13 protein-coding genes, 3 rRNA genes and 1 riboswitch are annotated in these 18,145 nt (G+C 44.3%); of the genes, 7 read left to right on the top strand and 9 right to left on the bottom strand.

Annotated features, from left to right (window positions below; all coding sequences use genetic code 11):
• Nucleotides 1–73: 73 nt before the first annotated feature.
• The gene (locus CEF17_RS05760; RefSeq protein ID WP_100398683.1) at nucleotides 74–679 is read right to left on the bottom strand and encodes a TetR/AcrR family transcriptional regulator; all 606 of its coding nucleotides are present in this window, start codon (nucleotides 677–679) and stop codon (nucleotides 74–76) included.
• 276 nt (nucleotides 680–955) lie between these two features.
• On the opposite strand from CEF17_RS05760, the gene CEF17_RS05755 reads away from it, so the two are divergent.
• Nucleotides 956–2,407 (top strand): alanine/glycine:cation symporter family protein, encoded by a 1,452-nt coding sequence (locus tag CEF17_RS05755; RefSeq protein WP_100398682.1) that lies wholly within the window; start codon nucleotides 956–958, stop codon nucleotides 2,405–2,407.
• A 93-nt stretch (nucleotides 2,408–2,500) separates the two neighbouring features.
• Here CEF17_RS05755 and CEF17_RS05750 read toward each other — a convergent pair whose 3' ends face one another.
• On the bottom strand, nucleotides 2,501–2,707 hold the full coding sequence (locus CEF17_RS05750) for a hypothetical protein (protein WP_054635779.1): 207 nt from the start codon (nucleotides 2,705–2,707) through the stop codon (nucleotides 2,501–2,503).
• Nucleotides 2,708–2,862: 155 nt separating this feature from the next.
• On the opposite strand from CEF17_RS05750, the gene CEF17_RS19870 reads away from it, so the two are divergent.
• The 4 genes from CEF17_RS19870 to CEF17_RS20310 all read left to right on the top strand — a co-directional run bounded on the left by CEF17_RS19870 (nucleotide 2,863) and on the right by CEF17_RS20310 (nucleotide 5,528).
• The gene (locus tag CEF17_RS19870) at nucleotides 2,863–3,036 is read left to right on the top strand and encodes a hypothetical protein (RefSeq protein WP_157842938.1); all 174 of its coding nucleotides are present in this window, start codon (nucleotides 2,863–2,865) and stop codon (nucleotides 3,034–3,036) included.
• Nucleotides 3,026–3,205, top strand: a complete 180-nt coding sequence (locus CEF17_RS05745) for a hypothetical protein (RefSeq protein WP_100398681.1) — start codon at nucleotides 3,026–3,028, stop codon at nucleotides 3,203–3,205. Before CEF17_RS19870 ends, CEF17_RS05745 begins: the two co-directional genes overlap by 11 nt.
• A gap of 125 nt (nucleotides 3,206–3,330) precedes the next feature.
• Nucleotides 3,331–5,298, top strand: coding sequence for an aconitate hydratase (locus tag CEF17_RS05740; RefSeq protein ID WP_100398680.1), 1,968 nt, complete (start codon nucleotides 3,331–3,333; stop codon nucleotides 5,296–5,298).
• Between the two features lie 56 nt (nucleotides 5,299–5,354).
• The gene (locus CEF17_RS20310; protein ID WP_198508892.1) at nucleotides 5,355–5,528 is read left to right on the top strand and encodes a hypothetical protein; all 174 of its coding nucleotides are present in this window, start codon (nucleotides 5,355–5,357) and stop codon (nucleotides 5,526–5,528) included.
• A 247-nt stretch (nucleotides 5,529–5,775) separates the two neighbouring features.
• On the opposite strand, the gene rrf is transcribed toward CEF17_RS20310, so the two are convergent.
• From rrf to CEF17_RS05705, 7 genes are all read right to left on the bottom strand, one after another.
• Nucleotides 5,776–5,892: ribosomal RNA gene (gene rrf, locus CEF17_RS05735) — 5S ribosomal RNA — on the bottom strand.
• Nucleotides 5,893–5,971: 79 nt separating this feature from the next.
• Nucleotides 5,972–8,912: ribosomal RNA gene (locus CEF17_RS05730) — 23S ribosomal RNA — on the bottom strand.
• A 297-nt stretch (nucleotides 8,913–9,209) separates the two neighbouring features.
• Nucleotides 9,210–10,777 (bottom strand): 16S ribosomal RNA (locus tag CEF17_RS05725).
• Together the 16S, 23S and 5S rRNA genes form the textbook arrangement of a ribosomal RNA operon.
• Nucleotides 10,778–11,336: 559 nt before the next feature.
• Complete coding sequence (locus CEF17_RS05720) at nucleotides 11,337–11,753, bottom strand: GNAT family N-acetyltransferase (protein WP_100398679.1); 417 nt, start codon at nucleotides 11,751–11,753, stop codon at nucleotides 11,337–11,339.
• Between the two features lie 213 nt (nucleotides 11,754–11,966).
• The gene (locus CEF17_RS05715; protein WP_100398678.1) at nucleotides 11,967–13,061 is read right to left on the bottom strand and encodes a Ger(x)C family spore germination protein; all 1,095 of its coding nucleotides are present in this window, start codon (nucleotides 13,059–13,061) and stop codon (nucleotides 11,967–11,969) included.
• Complete coding sequence (locus CEF17_RS05710; RefSeq protein WP_100398677.1) at nucleotides 13,058–14,146, bottom strand: GerAB/ArcD/ProY family transporter; 1,089 nt, start codon at nucleotides 14,144–14,146, stop codon at nucleotides 13,058–13,060. The genes CEF17_RS05715 and CEF17_RS05710 overlap by 4 nt, the downstream gene beginning before the upstream one ends.
• Before the next feature lie 10 nt (nucleotides 14,147–14,156).
• The gene (locus tag CEF17_RS05705) at nucleotides 14,157–15,587 is read right to left on the bottom strand and encodes a spore germination protein (protein ID WP_100398676.1); all 1,431 of its coding nucleotides are present in this window, start codon (nucleotides 15,585–15,587) and stop codon (nucleotides 14,157–14,159) included.
• A gap of 190 nt (nucleotides 15,588–15,777) precedes the next feature.
• Here CEF17_RS05705 and CEF17_RS05700 point away from each other — a divergent pair, with 190 nt between their 5' ends.
• Complete coding sequence (locus CEF17_RS05700) at nucleotides 15,778–15,996, top strand: hypothetical protein (protein ID WP_054635769.1); 219 nt, start codon at nucleotides 15,778–15,780, stop codon at nucleotides 15,994–15,996.
• Between the two features lie 105 nt (nucleotides 15,997–16,101).
• A riboswitch (TPP riboswitch) is annotated at nucleotides 16,102–16,217 on the top strand.
• A gap of 132 nt (nucleotides 16,218–16,349) precedes the next feature.
• The gene (thiC, locus tag CEF17_RS05695) at nucleotides 16,350–18,137 is read left to right on the top strand and encodes a phosphomethylpyrimidine synthase ThiC (RefSeq protein WP_100398675.1); all 1,788 of its coding nucleotides are present in this window, start codon (nucleotides 16,350–16,352) and stop codon (nucleotides 18,135–18,137) included.
• Nucleotides 18,138–18,145 lie beyond the last annotated feature (8 nt).

The raw sequence follows: 18,145 nt of genomic DNA, 5'->3' as shown, positions 1-18,145 counted from the left end.
TTAATCTAAAAAAATTTCACTTCGTTTTCTTATCCAAAGAAAGTAAAAAGCAACAGGAAGAAATCTTATTGCCCTATTGCTTTGATGATAGACTTTGTGATCTGCTCTTACTTAAAATGCCTCTTGTTAAATGTTTATTAAATAACCGTACGATCTCATCTTTTCCTAATGGCTCATAAATTTCCGAGTATTCCACAGTCACAGCCATATACAGCTTGTAAATTACAAACGCCGTGATGTGAGGGTCCTCTACACTGACCTTTCCATTGTTTTTCGCTGTTTCAAGAAGCTTTTGAATACACTCAATAATGAATTTCTCCACTTTTTCCAAAGCCTGTTTCGCATTTGCTGAACCAATCGTTGAAACTTCCTGGCTTAACTTCAACAGCAGCTGATGCTGTTTTCGAAAGGTAAGAATTTCATATAGTGCAATGGAAATGTTCTCCTCTACTTCCTTCTCAGGTTCAATGGAATTATCAAATACATGCTGAATTTCTTGCAGCATTTGTTCGAGCACGGCTTCAAACAAGTTTTCCTTACTTTCAAATGAAGTGTAAACTGTTCCTTTTCCTATATTAGCCAACTTGGCCACTTGATCTATTGTCGTTTTTTTGTAACCAAACATGGAAAAAGAGGAAGCAGCAGCTTGCACAATCATCTCTCTTTTGTTTTGTAGCATAAGTATAAACTCCTCTTAATTGACCATTTTTCTATTTGAGTCACTTTTTAGTCTATCCAAGTTGCTAGTCAAAAGCAACTTCTTTTTTGTCAATACACACGATTTTAAATTATGATATATTGTTTATTTGCTCAAAATAAGGGGAATTTTATAGATGATTTCTGAAATCTGTTCTTGCTCCGCTCAGCCTGTATTCCTCTTGTACTAATAAACCTTGTCAATTCCGGGTGATTTTTGCAAGAATGGTTGTCTACTATATTAGGAAAGGTTGATCAGATGGAAAATTTATTCAGGAATGATACGTGGCTTGGAGAGCTTGTAGGGCTGGGAAACGATCTCCTTTGGACTTACATACTTATAGCCCTGCTTCTTATTCTAGGTTTTTATTTTACCTTTGCCACAAAGTTTGTTCAGTTTCGTTTGCTAGGTGAAATGTTTCGACAGCTCTTTAAAGGAACAGACCGTACAGCGTTTAAAGAACGCAAAGGAACCACGCCATTTCAGGCATTTGCCATAAGCACGGCTGCAAGGGTAGGTACAGGAAACCTGGCCGGGGTAGCTGTGGCCATTTCATTAGGTGGGCCAGGGGCAATTTTTTGGATGTGGCTAATCGCCTTAATTGGTGCTGCTACAGGATTTATTGAAAGTACGTTGGCTCAGATTTATAAAGTAAAAGACAAAGACGGATTTCGGGGCGGGCCGGCTTATTACATGGAAAAAGCCTTGGGAGCAAGATGGCTTGGTCTATTTTTTGCCGTTTTAATTACTCTTTGCTTTGGTCTTATTTTTAACGCCGTTCAGACTCATACGATTACAGATGCTTTTGTCGGCGCCTATGGGATTAGTCCTGTATGGGTTGGAATGATCGTCGCCATCTTAATTGGTATCATAATTTTTGGCGGGATCAGGCGCATTGCTGTTGTCGCAGAAGTGATTGTTCCTGTATTCGCCACCGCTTATATTCTTGTTTCGTTAATCATTATGATCATTAATATTACTGAGCTTCCTGCTGTCTTTTCCTTGATCTTCAGCAATGCTTTCGGTCTTCAGGAAGTTGTTGGCGGTGGTTTGGGAGCAGCTATTATGAACGGAGTACAGCGCGGCCTTTTCTCTAATGAAGCCGGGATGGGAAGCGCGCCAAACGCTGCGGCTACCGTTTATGTTTCTCACCCAGTCAAACAAGGACTCATCCAATCGCTCAGTGTATTAATTGATACCCTCATTATTTGCAGTGCCACTGCTTTCCTTATTCTTCTTACTGATATCTATACAGTGGGCGAAATGGAAGGTATACAGCTGACACAAGCAGCCATGACAGCACACATTGGGGATTGGGCTTCACTATTTGTTACGATAGCTATCTTTTTCTTTGCTTTTAGTTCACTGCTTGGTAACTATTACTACGGCGAAACCAACGTGGAGTTTATTTCAGAAAAGCCGATTTACCTTCTTCTTTTCCGAATTGCGTTTCTCATCATGGTTATGGTCGGAGCCATGAGTGAATTAGAATTAATCTGGTCCATGGCTGATTTATTTATGGGAATGATGGCTACTGTTAACCTTATTGCCATCGCTATCCTAGGAAGGATTGCTTTTAAAGCACTGAAAGATTACCAAACCCAGCGAGACCAAGGAGAGGATCCTGTCTTTTACCGAAACAGCATTGAAGGACTTAAAAATATTGAAAGCTGGGATAACAAACCGGAAAAAAACACATCAAATAAATAATTGTGAAAACTGCTTCTTCGCGGAAGCAGTTTTATTTTATTTACCTATAACACAAATAAAACACCGGCGCGATTGCCGGTGTCACCTCAGGTCCTATGAATTATTATAAACCTGCATAATCTCATCTTTCGCAATATCCTCATTTGCCACTTCGATCTCCCGGTGTGCATCGACTGAATCCCCGGTTATCTCTTCTGTGCGAGTAAAAGGCTGATTACTGCTTGATCCGGTTCTTACTCCAATTTCCCCTTTTGCATCTGCCTGGGTTGGAAGCTTAAACTTCTTCTTGGCTTTTTTCACTTTTTTCACCTCCTCTTTTTAGCTTTCACGATTTCCCACTATCATCACCACCCAGTTATTTCCTTTTATAGCTCCATCATGTATATACGCCTTCTCAAATGCCTATCCTGACAGCAAAAGCATTATTCATTCCTGAATTGAAAGGAGTATTAAGAATGAAAGCTGATAAAGGAATGTTTACAAATGAGGAAATACACGCATTGCAAACCATACAATATCAAAAAGAAAATGCCAGAAGCATGGTAGAACTCTACTCTCTAGAAGAAAAAGAATGGGATATTTACCGCACTGCATTTAGCAAGAAAGGAAGAGAAGTGTATGAAATTTAGACCATTTGATCATTTAAGTCATTCAGATATATCCACGATAATAAAGCTTAAGGAAAAAGTAAATACTTCTTGTACCCTCCAAGAGAAAAACAAATATGAAGAAGATATTGCTGCTTTAATGCAGAAAAGCTGGATGCATTTCAAAAACCTCCACTTAACCAGAAGATAACTCGTGATTATATAATATTTGTTTACTATTCAATGCTGCGTCTTTTATAAAGTATAATTCCACACCTTCTGCTAAATATATGAAGTAATGTGATATATCTTATTACTTGGCAGGAGGGTATTTTTATGGCTATGACGGCTGCAGAAAAATTAATCAAAGCTCACCTTGTTTCAGGTACGATGAAAGCAGGAGAGGAAATTGGCCTGAAAATCGACCAGACACTCACACAGGATGCAACCGGTACAATGGTCATGCTTGAATTAGAAGCAATGAATCTGGACCGGGCACAAACCGAAGCTTCTGCTCAATATGTTGACCATAACGTAATCCAAGAAGACAGTAAAAACCCTGATGATCATTTATTTTTAGAAAGCGCTGCTCGCAGATTCGGTCTTTATTTCAGCCGGCCTGGCAATGGGATCAGTCACCCTGTTCACATGCAGCGGCTTGCAAAACCGGGAAAAACACTATTGGGCTCAGACAGCCATACTTGTGCAAACGGCTCCATGGGCATGCTTGCTATGGGTGCTGGCGGAATTGATGTAGCAATGGCCATTGCCGGGGAACCTTTCTATTTAAAAATGCCTTTAATTTGGGGGATTGAAGTAACTGGAGAACTTAGAGACTGGGTCAGTGCCAAAGATGTGATCCTTGAACTGCTGCGCCGCCATGATGTGAAAGGCGGAGTCGGGAAAATCATTGAGTTTCACGGTTCCGGCTTAAAGAATTTAACAGCAATGGATCGCCATGTTATTGCAAACATGGGAGCTGAGCTTGGTGCCACCTCCACCGTCTTCCCTTCGGATCAAGAAATTAAGCGTTACTTAAAGACACAAAACAGACAGGGAGATTGGGTTGAATTATCAGCTGATTCAAAAGCAAACTATGACATTCACGAGAAGATCAATTTATCTGAGATTGAACCCTTGATCGCTAAGCCCTCAAGTCCGGGAAAAGTGGTGCCTGTCAGCGATATCGCTGGAGAACCGATTTACCAATCCTATATTGGGTCCTCTGCAAATCCGGGTTACCGGGACTTTGCAGTGGTTGCTGAAATTGTGAAAGACAAACAAATCGCTAGAGGGGTTTCCTTTGATATTAATCCTTCTTCGCGGCAAATATTAACCGACCTTGTTAATGAGGGGCACATCGCAAGTTTATTATCAGCTGGAGCCCGCCTTCATCAAGCTGGCTGTAATGGCTGTATCGGCATGGGCCAAGCACCAGCCACAGGACGCAACAGCCTAAGAACCACCCCAAGAAATTTTCCTGGCCGTTCAGGAACACGAGAGGACAGTGTCTTTTTATGCAGTCCTGAAACAGCTGCAGCCTCAGCCTTAAAAGGAGAGATTACTGATCCGAGGACACTGGAAGATAAATATCCCAAAATCAAAGAACCTCGACACCCTTCTCAAGACGTGGGACTTCAAGAACCTATTCCTATCGAAGAAGCAAGAGAAGTTGAGCTTCACAAAGGCCCTAACATTGCCTCCATTCCTGAAATGGAGCAGATGCCAGATGAGCTAGTTCTCCCCGTTTTGTTAAAAATGGGCGACAATATTTCCACCGATGAAATATTGGCTGGAGGCGCACGGGTACTTCCTTACCGAAGCAATCTTCCGGAGATTAGTAAATTCACATTTGAGATTGTAGATGATACCTATTATAACCGGGCTAAGGGAGTGAAATCTCAAGGAGGACATATGATTATCGGGGGGTTTAATTACGGGCAAGGGTCAAGCCGGGAACATGCCGCTCTCGCCCCAAGGTATCTTGGCATGCGTGTTGCCTTAGTGAAAGACTTTGCCAGAATCCACTGGCAAAACCTTGTAAATTTTGGTATTTTACCGCTCACCTTTGTGCATGAAGAGGACCACAACAATATTGAACAAGGTGATGTCATTCGCTTTTCCAACATCATTGATTCCCTGAAAAATAACAAGCCTCTCTATGCCGTGATTGAAGGACAAAATAAAAAAATAGAAGTAAAACATGCCCTATCTCCTCGGCAAATTGAAATTATACTCCAAGGCGGCCTTATTAACTGGGTGAAGGAAAGAGCAAAAGTAAAAATGAAAGAAGTGACCACCTAAACACAAAAATTGTTGGATTCTTGGAAAAAGAAATGAGTAAAAAGGAGCTGACCCTAATGAACAGAGACAATATTTGCAAAGCCTGCGATGGATCCGGTCTTCTTATGGATGATGAAGAATGGCAATACCATTGTACCGTGTGCGGAGGAGATGGGGTTTTCAGCATGGGTGAGACCCCCGAACCAGACAAGCCATTTTCAGTCGATGAAATGAATAGAACATTAGAGTAGAGAAAAGATACGAGCCCCAAGCTTCTAAAGGGGGCTCTTTTGTTTGCTGGTTTCCGGTTTTCTACCTTTTAATAAAACCAGGTCAGCTAAGTGCGTTTCATATCATCTGCAGTAGCCCTTAACCCTGGTTTTTGTTATGATCACTCTGGGACAGCAGCCAGATATAAGGGTATAATGTTTTCTCCATTTCCATTACATTGGTAAAAACCCAAAAAAAGCACCCATAACATGGGTGCTTTCATGATTGGCCTGGCAGCGTCCTACTTTCACAGGGAGTTGCCCCCCAATTATCATCGGCGCTGAAGAGCTTAACTTCCGTGTTCGGCATGGGAACGGGTGTGACCTCTTCGCTATCGCCACCAGACATAGAGAACATCGTTCTCTCAAAACTGAATAACAGAGAAGAAATAGAGTATATCACCGAGGCGCCCACCTATTTGTGTTAGGATAAGCCCTCGACCGATTAGTATCTGTCAGCTTCACGTGTCGCCACGCGTCCACCTCAGACCTATCAACCTTGTCATCTTCAAGGGGTCTTACTAGCTTGGCGCTATGGGAAATCTCATCTTGAGGGGGGCTTCATGCTTAGATGCTTTCAGCACTTATCCCGTCCACACGTAGCTACCCAGCTATGCTCCTGGCGGAACAACTGGTACACCAGCGGTGTGTCCATCCCGGTCCTCTCGTACTAAGGACAGCTCCTCTCAAATTTCCTGCGCCCGCGACGGATAGGGACCGAACTGTCTCACGACGTTCTGAACCCAGCTCGCGTGCCGCTTTAATGGGCGAACAGCCCAACCCTTGGGACCTACTTCAGCCCCAGGATGCGACGAGCCGACATCGAGGTGCCAAACCTCCCCGTCGATGTGAACTCTTGGGAGAGATTAGCCTGTTATCCCCAGGGTAGCTTTTATCCGTTGAGCGACGGCCCTTCCATACGGTACCGCCGGATCACTAAGCCCGACTTTCGTCCCTGCTCGACTTGTAGGTCTCGCAGTCAAGCTCCCTTTTGCCTTTGCACTCTTCGAATGATTTCCAACCATTCTGAGGGAACCTTTGGGCGCCTCCGTTACTGTTTAGGAGGCGACCGCCCCAGTCAAACTGCCCACCTGACACTGTCCCTGAACCGGATCACGGTCCGAGGTTAGAATTTCAGTACAGCCAGGGTAGTATCCCACCAGCGCCTCCACCGAACCTGGCGGTCCGGTTTCCAAGGCTCCTACCTATCCTGTACAAGCTGTACCAAAATCCAATATCAAGCTACAGTAAAGCTCCATGGGGTCTTTCCGTCCTGTCGCGGGTAACCTGCATCTTCACAGGTAATATAATTTCACCGGGTCTCTCGTTGAGACAGTGCCCAAGTCGTTGCACCTTTCGTGCGGGTCGGAACTTACCCGACAAGGAATTTCGCTACCTTAGGACCGTTATAGTTACGGCCGCCGTTTACTGGGGCTTCAATTCGAAGCTTCTCCCCGAAGGGGATAACCTCTCCTCTTAACCTTCCAGCACCGGGCAGGTGTCAGCCCCTATACTTCGCCTTGCGGCTTCGCAGAGACCTGTGTTTTTGATAAACAGTCGCTTGGGCCTTTTCACTGCGGCTCTCCGGGGCTTTAACACCCTAGAGAGCACCCCTTCTCCCGAAGTTACGGGGTCATTTTGCCGAGTTCCTTAACGAGAGTTCTCCCGAGCGTCTTAGAATTCTCATCCCACCTACCTGTGTCGGTTTGCGGTACGGGCACCTCTCACCTCGCTAGAGGCTTTTCTTGGCAGTGTAGGATCAGGAACTTCGGTACTATGATTTCCCTCGCCATCACAGCTCAGCCTTACAAGAAGCGGATTTGCCTGCTTCTCAGCCTACCTGCTTGGACGCGCATATCCAACAGCGCGCTTACCCTACCTTTCTGCGTCCCCCCATTACTCAAATGGTGAGGAGGTGGTACAGGAATTTCAACCTGTTTCCCATCGCCTACGCTTTTCAGCCTCGGCTTAGGACCCGACTAACCCTGAGCGGACGAACCTTCCTCAGGAAACCTTAGGTTTTCGACGGAAGGGATTCTCACCCTTCTTTTCGTTACTCATACCGGCATTCTCACTTCAAAGCGCTCCACTGGTCCTCACGATCCAGCTTCTCAGCCCTTTGAACGCTCCCCTACCACGAACACCTGATGGTGTTCATTCACAGCTTCGGTGATACGTTTAGCCCCGGTACATTTTCGGCGCAGAGTCACTCGACTAGTGAGCTATTACGCACTCTTTCAATGATGGCTGCTTCTAAGCCAACATCCTAGTTGTCTAAGCAACTCCACATCCTTTTCCACTTAACGTATACTTGGGGACCTTAGCTGGTGATCTGGGCTGTTTCCCTCTTGACTACGGATCTTAGCACTCGCAGTCTGACTCCCGAGAAATAAGTCTCTGGCATTCGGAGTTTGACTGAATTCGGTAATCCTGTAGGGACCCCTAGTCCAATCAGTGCTCTACCTCCAGGACTCTAACTCGAGGCTAGCCCTAAAGCTATTTCGGGGAGAACCAGCTATCTCCGAGTTCGATTGGCATTTCACCGCTACCCACACCTCATCCCCGCAATTTTCAACTTGCGTGGGTTCGGGCCTCCAACAGGTGTTACCCTGTCTTCACCCTGGACATGGGTAGATCACACGGTTTCGGGTCTACGACCACGTACTATGGCGCCCTGTTCAGACTCGCTTTCGCTGCGGCTCCGCCTCTTCAGCTTAACCTTGCACGGGATCGTAACTCGCCGGTTCATTCTACAAAAGGCACGCCGTCACCCATTAACGGGCTCCGACTACTTGTAAGCACACGGTTTCAGGATCTCTTTCACTCCCCTTCCGGGGTGCTTTTCACCTTTCCCTCACGGTACTGGTTCACTATCGGTCACTAGGGAGTATTTAGCCTTGGGAGATGGTCCTCCCGGATTCCGACGGGGTTTCACGTGCCCCGCCGTACTCAGGATCCACTCCGGAGGAAACGAAGTTTCGGCTACAGGGCTCTTACCTTGTCTCGCAGGTCGTTCCAGACCGCTTCGCCTACTTCGTTTCTTTGTAACTCCAATGGAGTGTCCTACAACCCCAGGGTGCAAGCACCCTGGTTTGGGCTGTTTCCGTTTCGCTCGCCGCTACTCAGGAAATCGCATTTGCTTTCTCTTCCTCTGGGTACTAAGATGTTTCAGTTCCCCAGGTCTGCCTTCTTACACCCTATGGATTCAGGTGCAGATCCTATCCCATTACGGATAGGGGGTTCCCCCATTCGGATATCTCCGGATCAAAGCTTACTTACAGCTCCCCGGAGCATTTCGCTGTTCGTCGCGTCCTTCTTCGGCTCCTAGTGCCAAGGCATCCACCGTGCGCCCTTTCTAACTTAACCTATTAGGTGGTTTGTTTCTAAGTCACGCCTCGAAAGTTCCACTTTCATGAAACTCCGGTGTGATTTTTGGCTCTATTTCTTCTGTTATCCAGTTTTCAAAGAACGAAGCACAGGATGTGCAAACTTCGGTACCGTCACAGGACGTGACGAATGGTGCCGAAGATCCTTATCCTCGTCTTCCTTATAATAAGGGAGAGTGTACTTTGAGAGTTATCCTCTCAAAACCGAATGAAAGTCAAAACGTCCGGCCAGGACCCGAAGGTCCCGGTCGTCGATTCGGAAAAAATTACTCCGTAGAAAGGAGGTGATCCATCCCCACCTTCCGGTAGGGATACCTTGTTACGACTTCACCCCAATCACCTGCCCCACCTTCGGCGGCTGGCTCCTAAAAGGTTACCTCACCGACTTCGGGTGTTGCAAGCTCTCGTGGTGTGACGGGCGGTGTGTACAAGGCCCGGGAACGTATTCACCGCGGCATGCTGATCCGCGATTACTAGCGATTCCGGCTTCATGCAGGCGAGTTGCAGCCTGCAATCCGAACTGAGAATGGCTTTTTGGGATTGGCTGAACCTCGCGGTCTCGCAACCCTCTGTACCATCCATTGTAGCACGTGTGTAGCCCAGGTCATAAGGGGCATGATGATTTGACGTCATCCCCACCTTCCTCCGGTTTGTCACCGGCAGTCACCTTAGAGTGCCCAACTGAATGCTGGCAACTAAGGTCAAGGGTTGCGCTCGTTGCGGGACTTAACCCAACATCTCACGACACGAGCTGACGACAACCATGCACCACCTGTCACTCTGTCCCCCGAAGGGGAAGACCCTATCTCTAGGGCGGTCAGAGGATGTCAAGACCTGGTAAGGTTCTTCGCGTTGCTTCGAATTAAACCACATGCTCCACCGCTTGTGCGGGCCCCCGTCAATTCCTTTGAGTTTCAACCTTGCGGTCGTACTCCCCAGGCGGAGTGCTTAATGTGTTTACTTCGGCACCAAGGGCATCGAAACCCCTGACACCTAGCACTCAACGTTTACGGCGTGGACTACCAGGGTATCTAATCCTGTTTGCTCCCCACGCTTTCGCACCTCAGCGTCAGTAACAGACCAGAGAGTCGCCTTCGCCACTGGTGTTCCTCCACATATCTACGCATTTCACCGCTACACGTGGAATTCCACTCTCCTCTTCTGCACTCAAGTTCCCCAGTTTCCAATGACCCTCCACGGTTGAGCCGTGGGCTTTCACATCAGACTTAGGAAACCGCCTGCGCGCGCTTTACGCCCAATAATTCCGGACAACGCTTGCCCCCTACGTATTACCGCGGCTGCTGGCACGTAGTTAGCCGGGGCTTTCTGGTCAGGTACCGTCAAGGTGCCGCTCTATTCGCACGGCACTTGTTCTTCCCTGACAACAGAGCTTTACGATCCGAAAACCTTCTTCACTCACGCGGCGTTGCACCGTCAGGCTTTCGCCCATTGCGGATGATTCCCTACTGCTGCCTCCCGTAGGAGTCTGGGCCGTGTCTCAGTCCCAGTGTGGCCGATCACCCTCTCAGGTCGGCTACGCATCGTCGCCTTGGTGAGCCGTTACCTCGCCAACTAGCTAATGCGCCGCGGGCCCATCTCACAGTGTTAGGATAAATCCCAACTTTTACAATAAGATCATGTGATCTTATTGATTATCCAGTATTAGCCCCGGTTTCCCGGGGTTATCCCAGTCTGTAAGGCAGGTTGCCCACGTGTTACTCACCCGTCCGCCGCTCATTCCACAAGCTTTGCCCCGAAGGGCGCAGCTTGTTTCCTGCGCTCGACTTGCATGTATTAGGCACGCCGCCAGCGTTCGTCCTGAGCCAGGATCAAACTCTCCGATAAAATGAAGATGTTTGAAACTAACTTAACTTACTTTAATAGAAATTAACTGACGTTTGACTTTCATTCGATTTTCAAAGGACAACTTGTCGTCGTTTTTTGGCGACTTAATTATCATAACACCTTCACAACATGGCGTCAATAACTTTTTTGTTTTTCTTGCCTTGTTGATGACTTGCTGCGGCAAGATATTAAATATATCATCCTGTGGAACAAAACACAACACAAGTTCGTCTGGTAATTTATACTATTTGTTAATAAAAAAATCATTTCTATTATATAAAATATAAATATGGATTGAGAGTTTATAATGAAGTCAATATGTCACCTTTATATTGCAAATAATAACTGGGGGAGATGATGAGCTGCCATTGTAATAGACGGCTTACAACACCATGCTGAGGCATGAAATCATTTTAATTTGCACATGGTTACAGTGGAAGATCATCTTCTTTGAACAATTTCTTACGCCCGTATAGACCTCCTTGCCCATAAAAACAAGACAATATGAAGCCGCCATCCGTCATTTTTCTAAAATACACATAGAATTGCCATTCGCCATTCAAAGATTAATAGAGTTCACATGAAAGTGAGTCTGCTTTGAAAACCCTATCGACTCACAAAACTTGTCTGATTTCTCATTATTATTAAGTACAAACACATGGCATTTTTCTATCTCATCTTCTCTTAACCTTTTAAGAGCCTCTTCTGTTAAAGATTTACCTAAACCATTTCTTTGGCAATCCGGATGAACAGCCAAATGATGCAGATAACCTCTTCTGCCATCATGCCCTGCCAACAGAGCTCCGATAATTCTTCCTCCTTCTGACGCAACGACACTTAACTCAGGATTTCTTATTAAATACTTATGAATCCTTTCTTTCGTATCAGAGCTCCCTAACACTACACCTTCTGCATGCTCCCAGAGCTCGTACACTTCCTCATAGTCGTTTATAGTAAAGGTCCTGATTTCCCTCATGCTATTCCTCCTGAAGATTATAATACCTTTCATTTTAGTAAAAGAATCCGTTAAAGGCCAATGTTGATTTTTTATAAGATATGTAATTGCGGATAAAAGCGGGAGATGCTTTCGGGAATAGCATGAACCAAGGATCACGGCTAGCGATTTTCCCGAAGAGGCTAAGCAAAGCAGGGGCTCCCGCAGTCCACAAATCTGTAACAAAGATATACATCAATTCACAATGCCTGTCTGTTCAATTTCTACAGTTACATCCGGATGAAAATTGACCGTAGGAAAGATTTCTGACCACTCAACCGATTCCCAATAATCATAATCGTTTGCTATTATTTTTCTTCCGATTCCTAATCCATCGCAGTTAACTTGTTTCATTTTATCAAACAGTTCTTTGCTTTGTTCTTCGAGCTGTTGTTCCATCAGCTGGTTTAATGATGCTGTTACTTCTCTTTCAAGCAAATCGTCTGGAGGATACTCTTCTACATTTACCATCAGTTCCATATTCATAAAAACATTGACTTCTTGCGTGAAATCATCCACCTTCACGTCAATATCTCTTGTCATTTCCATAACTGAAACATGAATAAAATTAAGGTTCCTTTCTTTTTGATCCCCCACTTTAAAAGTAAATTCCGCATCCTTGCCCATCTGGTTATTCCACAGCAGAAACAATGTACTCTCTTCCGGAGTTAACTCTCCAGACTTATTTCTTCCATCAAACATGATTAACCCGTCTATTTCGATATCATTCTTTGCAATGCGGAGCCCTGGAAGAAGGAGGTCCTGCCCCTCATCAAAAAGTAACGGGCAAATAAACTGAATGTTTAACTTTGGGATCAAAGTCGTAACCTCTCCGCTTTCCATCAATTCACTAATGTAATCCGGGGTTTCTGGCTTATGCTCATTTGTAAAAAACAAGGCTTCTTGCGCTTTATCTTTGACCACAGCTACCCTTGCATCTAAAGCACTTTGGGGATCCCTGTAAAACCGATCCAAATAAGGAAAAATATCTTCTTCTACTGCTCGTTCTCCAAGAAGAAGTATTCTAAGCTTACTGTCATCTACCTGCTCAGGCATTTTTCGGTTTAATAATATTTTATTTTCCCCCATTGTATTTCCTTCTGCAGATACAACCTGGTCTCCCTCCCCCTCCCCTCCCGGAAGAGGAGCAGAAACCGTAGTAATGTACCTTCCTTCATCTGTGATATCAATACTGGTCGCTTTAATAAGTGTGTACTCTTTTAACAGACGCTGATCCCAGCACCCAGTTACAGCCAGAAGTATAATAACGCAGATTAAACCTCGTTTCATGACGACCTCCTTTTTCGCAGGAGGCTGAAGATGTATAAAAAAATGGGAAAACCTGCGATAAAGATAAAGCTTATATTTCCTACCCACTCCGTTACCATATCGATGAATAGCTGGTTCCTAGGTATAAGTGCCAGTAAACACGACAACAAAGCAACAACTAAAACAGCTGTTTTGTATTTTATGGCTGGAAAAAGAGTGGTTACACCTTTGGAAGCTAAAAACACATAAGTGGAATAAGAGGTTAACACAAAGACGATCCAAATAGCTAAAAAAATAAGGTCAATCCTTTCAAACACCGGTGTACTGTATGCTTTAAGCATGTATACAACGGGTTCAGGAACGATCTCTATTTCCTTTGGACTAAAAAACATCATAGGAATAACTGCTGAAATAGTGTAAAGCACAGTAACAAATAAATTTGCGGCAAGAGAGACCTTTAACTTTTGCTTCATCGTCCCCTTAGTCAGAGCAAAAAAGATGAGAACAAGCTCAAAGCCGACAATGGCCAGAATAGATGACTTCATCCCATGATACAAAGAAGGCAAATCCAAATTCTGCCCAAAAGGTCGGATGTAATTAATATTTGCGTCAAAAAGCCCTGCACAGATCGCAGCAATTAATATTATCAGGACTCCTGATATAATCACATAAAACTGGGCCATTACCTGCACATCTTTTTGCACAAGGTATACCGCTTTAATAACCATAATGAGGAGCACAGCCCAGACTGGTGTATGATGAAATATCCATTTTGTTATGATCTCTGCATATAAAACAAGAGCCACAGCAGCTATGACTAAAAAAAACAAGGTATACAATGTATTTAAGAATGCTCCAGGCACTTTGCCAATCAGATAAGGAGCCATCTCAAATAACGACGACCGCTGTCTCTTATAAAGGGCCCAAATAACAATCATTATTACAGCGGTAAATAACCCGCCTAACGGAATAGCCATCCACCCGTTCCACCCAGCTTCATCCGAAACCGTATGGGCCAGGGAAAGAATATTCACACCGATTTGTGTTTGAATAATAATAAAAAACAGTTGAAAAGGAGTAATCTCGGAAGGGGATAAAATTTTCATAATCGCTCCCTCATTTTCCCTGTCTCGTTTTATCAAGAGCCTGACTGCCAAAAGGTCTAGTGTTCATTTTCCATAACGGTCCGCGAATGACGCTATCCTTCAACTCAGTGAATGATAAAGGGGCAAGCGGTGATAAATAGGGCGTACCAAAAGATCTTAACCCGCACATGTGGATCAAGATGAGAGTTAGGCCAAACACAATACCAATTAACCCAAAGGCTGCTGCAGCAAGCATTAAGGGAAAGCGAAGAACCCTCACTGACATACTCATTTCATTGTTAGGAACGACAAAAGAGGCAATGGCCGTGATGGCTACGACAATAATCATCACGTTTGAAACAAAGCCTGCATTAACCACCGCGTCCCCAATAACAAGTCCACCTACGATGCCGATGGTCTGTCCCACCGGACTGGGAAGCCTGATACCTGCCTCCCGAATCAATTCTATGGTAATTTCCATAATAAAAGCTTCAATCAAGGGAGGATATGGAATCTGATCAATGGACTCCTTAATCATAAGCGTCATCCCTTCAGGTATTACTTCAAAGTGAAAGGAGACAATCGAAATGTAGAGAGCAGGCAAGGAAACAGAAATTAAAAAGCTTAACAAACGCAGCAAACGAAAAGACGTCCCCATCATCCAGCGACTATTATAATCATCCGGGGATTGATAAAAAGCCCAAAAGGTAGTCGGACAGATCAACGCTGTTGGACTGCCGTCGCTCATGACAGCCACTCTTCCCTCAAGCAGATTCCCAGTTACTCTGTCTATTCTTTCTGTGTTTAAAAATTGAGGAAACGGCGTAAAAGGTTCATCCTCAATAAACTCCTCAGTAAAACTGGGAGCATTAACAGTATCTGCTTTTATGGAAGTGATCCTGTCGGCCAGTTCAGTTAACAACTCCTCCTTTGCTAAACCACTTATATAGACAATAGCCACTTTCGTGCTAGTACGTTCTCCAATTGTAAAGAATTTCACAGTCAAATCCGGGTTTTTGATGACGACACGCAATAGGTTTAAGTTTGTATCTAATGATTCTACAAATCCGGCATGGGACCCACGGATAACCTGCTCGTTTACTGGTTCTTCAATATCTCGTTCAGGTGTCTGGCTTACATCAAATAAGAGGGCTTTATCTTCCCCTTCTATAATCACTGCCCCGTAGCCCTCTGCAATTCTCGTAATAATATAAGATAAGTCTTTTGTTTGCGCCCATTCAGTTTTAGCTATCTTTGCTTTTACGTCTGCTATTTTAGTATTTGGCTTAAGATGTTCAAGTACTTGCTTCTCAAACTCTACTCGTTTCACTCTTGTCTCAAGAAACATAACAGACAGTTCAGTATGAAAATAAGGCAAGGACAGGCACATCAAATCATCTGTATCATTAAGACCCTTTTTTACTATTTCTACCTGCTCACCTAACAGAGAAGCATTTTTCAATTAAACACACCTCCCCCGTTTTTCTTTACTTTGCACATATTGGCACAATTTATGTAAATAGCCATGAATATTCAATTTAAAGAAACTCTACTGTGTTTAAGAATGATGACTTACTCTATTGCATTTTTAGGATTAATTATATGTAAACCGGGGAAGTAGGTAGGTAAAAACACAGGGGAGGAATAGCCTCATGACTGATGCAACAGAAGTAATCCGTTTTGATTGTGTAGGAGACACTCATGAACCCCATATCGTGAAATGTAAAAATTGTAATAAAGAATTCCGTGCAGAAAAAATGGATCAACATGTTACCTGTTCTTCCTGCAGGCAGAAAGATACCTTGTCAAGCAAGGATTTTGAAGTAGTTGGCGTCGTACGAAAGGTTAAAAAGGAACTTACACCTCACTAAAAAAAGCAGTTCTATTTGACGATGCCATTTTCACTGTTTTAAGAAATATGGAATTATTCCTTTCTTTTTATGTCATCTGTCCTTATAATGAATAACAAATGGAATATTGCAAACTAGGGGTGTCTGCAAAGCGCAGGCTGAGAGAGAAACGCGATGAGGTTTCTTGACCCTTCGGACCTGATCTGGTTCATACCAGCGTGGGGAAGTTTAGATTGACAGCTATTGAATTTTACTATCAACTTCTGCATACAAAGCCGGTCCCCTATTTTAGGAACCGGCTTTTTTGTGTTATCCCGCCTGTTTTCTCCTGATCTCGTCCTTTTCCATTAATTTTTAACAAGGAGAGATTTTTTATGACTACCCCATCATCTTCATTGCAAGAGCAGAATGTGTCTATCATGTCAAGCTTTACAGGAAGTAAAAAAGTCTACATTCAAGGTTCAAGAAAAGACATTCAAGTTCCTATGAGAGAAATCGGACTTTCCCCCACTACTGGCGCAGTCGGGGAAGAAAAAAACAAACCTGTCCGTGTGTACGATACAAGCGGACCATACACAGACCCTTCCTATCAAGCTGATGTTACAGCGGGACTCACACCAATTCGCCACAAATGGATTAATGAACGAAAAGATACCGAAGAATACAAAGGCCGAAAATTGAAAGCCGAGGATAACGGCTATAAAGATATTTCCGATCCCCGCGCTGAGAAAGTTTTTCCCGGCCTTACCCGAAATCCTCTAAAAGCTAAGGAAGGAAAAAATGTAACCCAGCTTCATTATGCTAAAAAAGGTATCATAACCCCTGAAATGGAATTTATCGCTATACGGGAACAAATGGATCCAGAATTTGTCCGAAAGGAAGTAGCCGAGGGAAGAGCTATTATTCCAGCAAATATTAACCACCCGGAAACTGAGCCCATGATTATCGGCAGAAACTTTCACGTCAAAATAAATGCTAATATAGGTAACTCTGCAGTGTCTTCTTCCATTAAAAAGGAAGTTGAAAAAATGACCTGGGCCACCAAATGGGGAGCGGACACCATCATGGACTTATCAACTGGAAAGGATATACATACAACAAGAGAATGGATTATTCGAAACTCATGCGTTCCCGTCGGTACCGTCCCTCTTTATCAAGCACTCGAAAAAGTGGATGGAGTAGCTGAGAACCTTACTTGGGAGATTTACCGGGATACACTCATTGAACAAGCTGAGCAGGGTGTGGATTATTTCACCATTCATGCAGGCGTACTGCTCCGGTACGTTCCCTTAACTGCCAGCCGCCTGACAGGGATCGTATCACGAGGTGGTTCTATTATGGCTCAGTGGTGCTTGTTTCATCATGAAGAAAACTTCCTGTACACCCATTTTGAAGATATTTGTGAAATTATGAAAGCATATGATATATCTTTTTCCTTAGGTGATGGCCTTCGTCCAGGATCAATTGCCGATGCTAACGATGAGGCCCAGTTTGCAGAACTGGAAACTCTTGGCGAACTAACGAAACTTGCCTGGAAGCATGAGGTTCAAGTAATGGTGGAAGGTCCGGGTCATGTACCTATGCACTTAATTAAAGAAAATATGGATAAACAGATTGCACTTTGTGACGAAGCCCCCTTTTACACTTTAGGGCCGCTGACTACTGATATTGCTCCAGGCTACGACCATATTACGTCTGCTATTGGGGCTGCAATGATCGGATGGTATGGAACGGCTATGCTTTGTTATGTAACTCCTAAAGAGCATTTAGGACTGCCAAATAAAGACGATGTCCGTGAAGGAGTCATTACTTACAAAATAGCTGCCCATGCTGCAGACCTTGCCAAAGGCCACCCAGGTGCCCAGAAAAGAGATGATGCTCTTTCAAAAGCACGGTTTGAATTTCGCTGGAAAGATCAATTCAACCTCTCTCTTGACCCTGACCGCGCCCTTGAATACCATGATGAAACTCTGCCAGCTGAAGGTGCAAAAACTGCTCATTTTTGTTCCATGTGCGGCCCAAAATTTTGCAGTATGCGTATTTCCCATGATATTCGGCGTTATGCTTCTGAACATGACCTTGAAACTGCTGAAGCTGTAGAAAAAGGTCTGAAAGAGAAAGCAAACCAATTTAAAGAAACAGGCGGAAGCCTTTATCAGTAGGGAAGGGA

It is taken from the genome of Bacillus sp. FJAT-44742 (assembly GCF_002797315.1).
Classification (GTDB): Bacteria; Bacillota; Bacilli; order Bacillales; family Marinococcaceae; genus Thalassorhabdus; species Thalassorhabdus alkalitolerans.
Note: the sequence above shows the minus strand (reverse complement) of the source record. Positions and strands in the feature narration are given on the sequence as shown.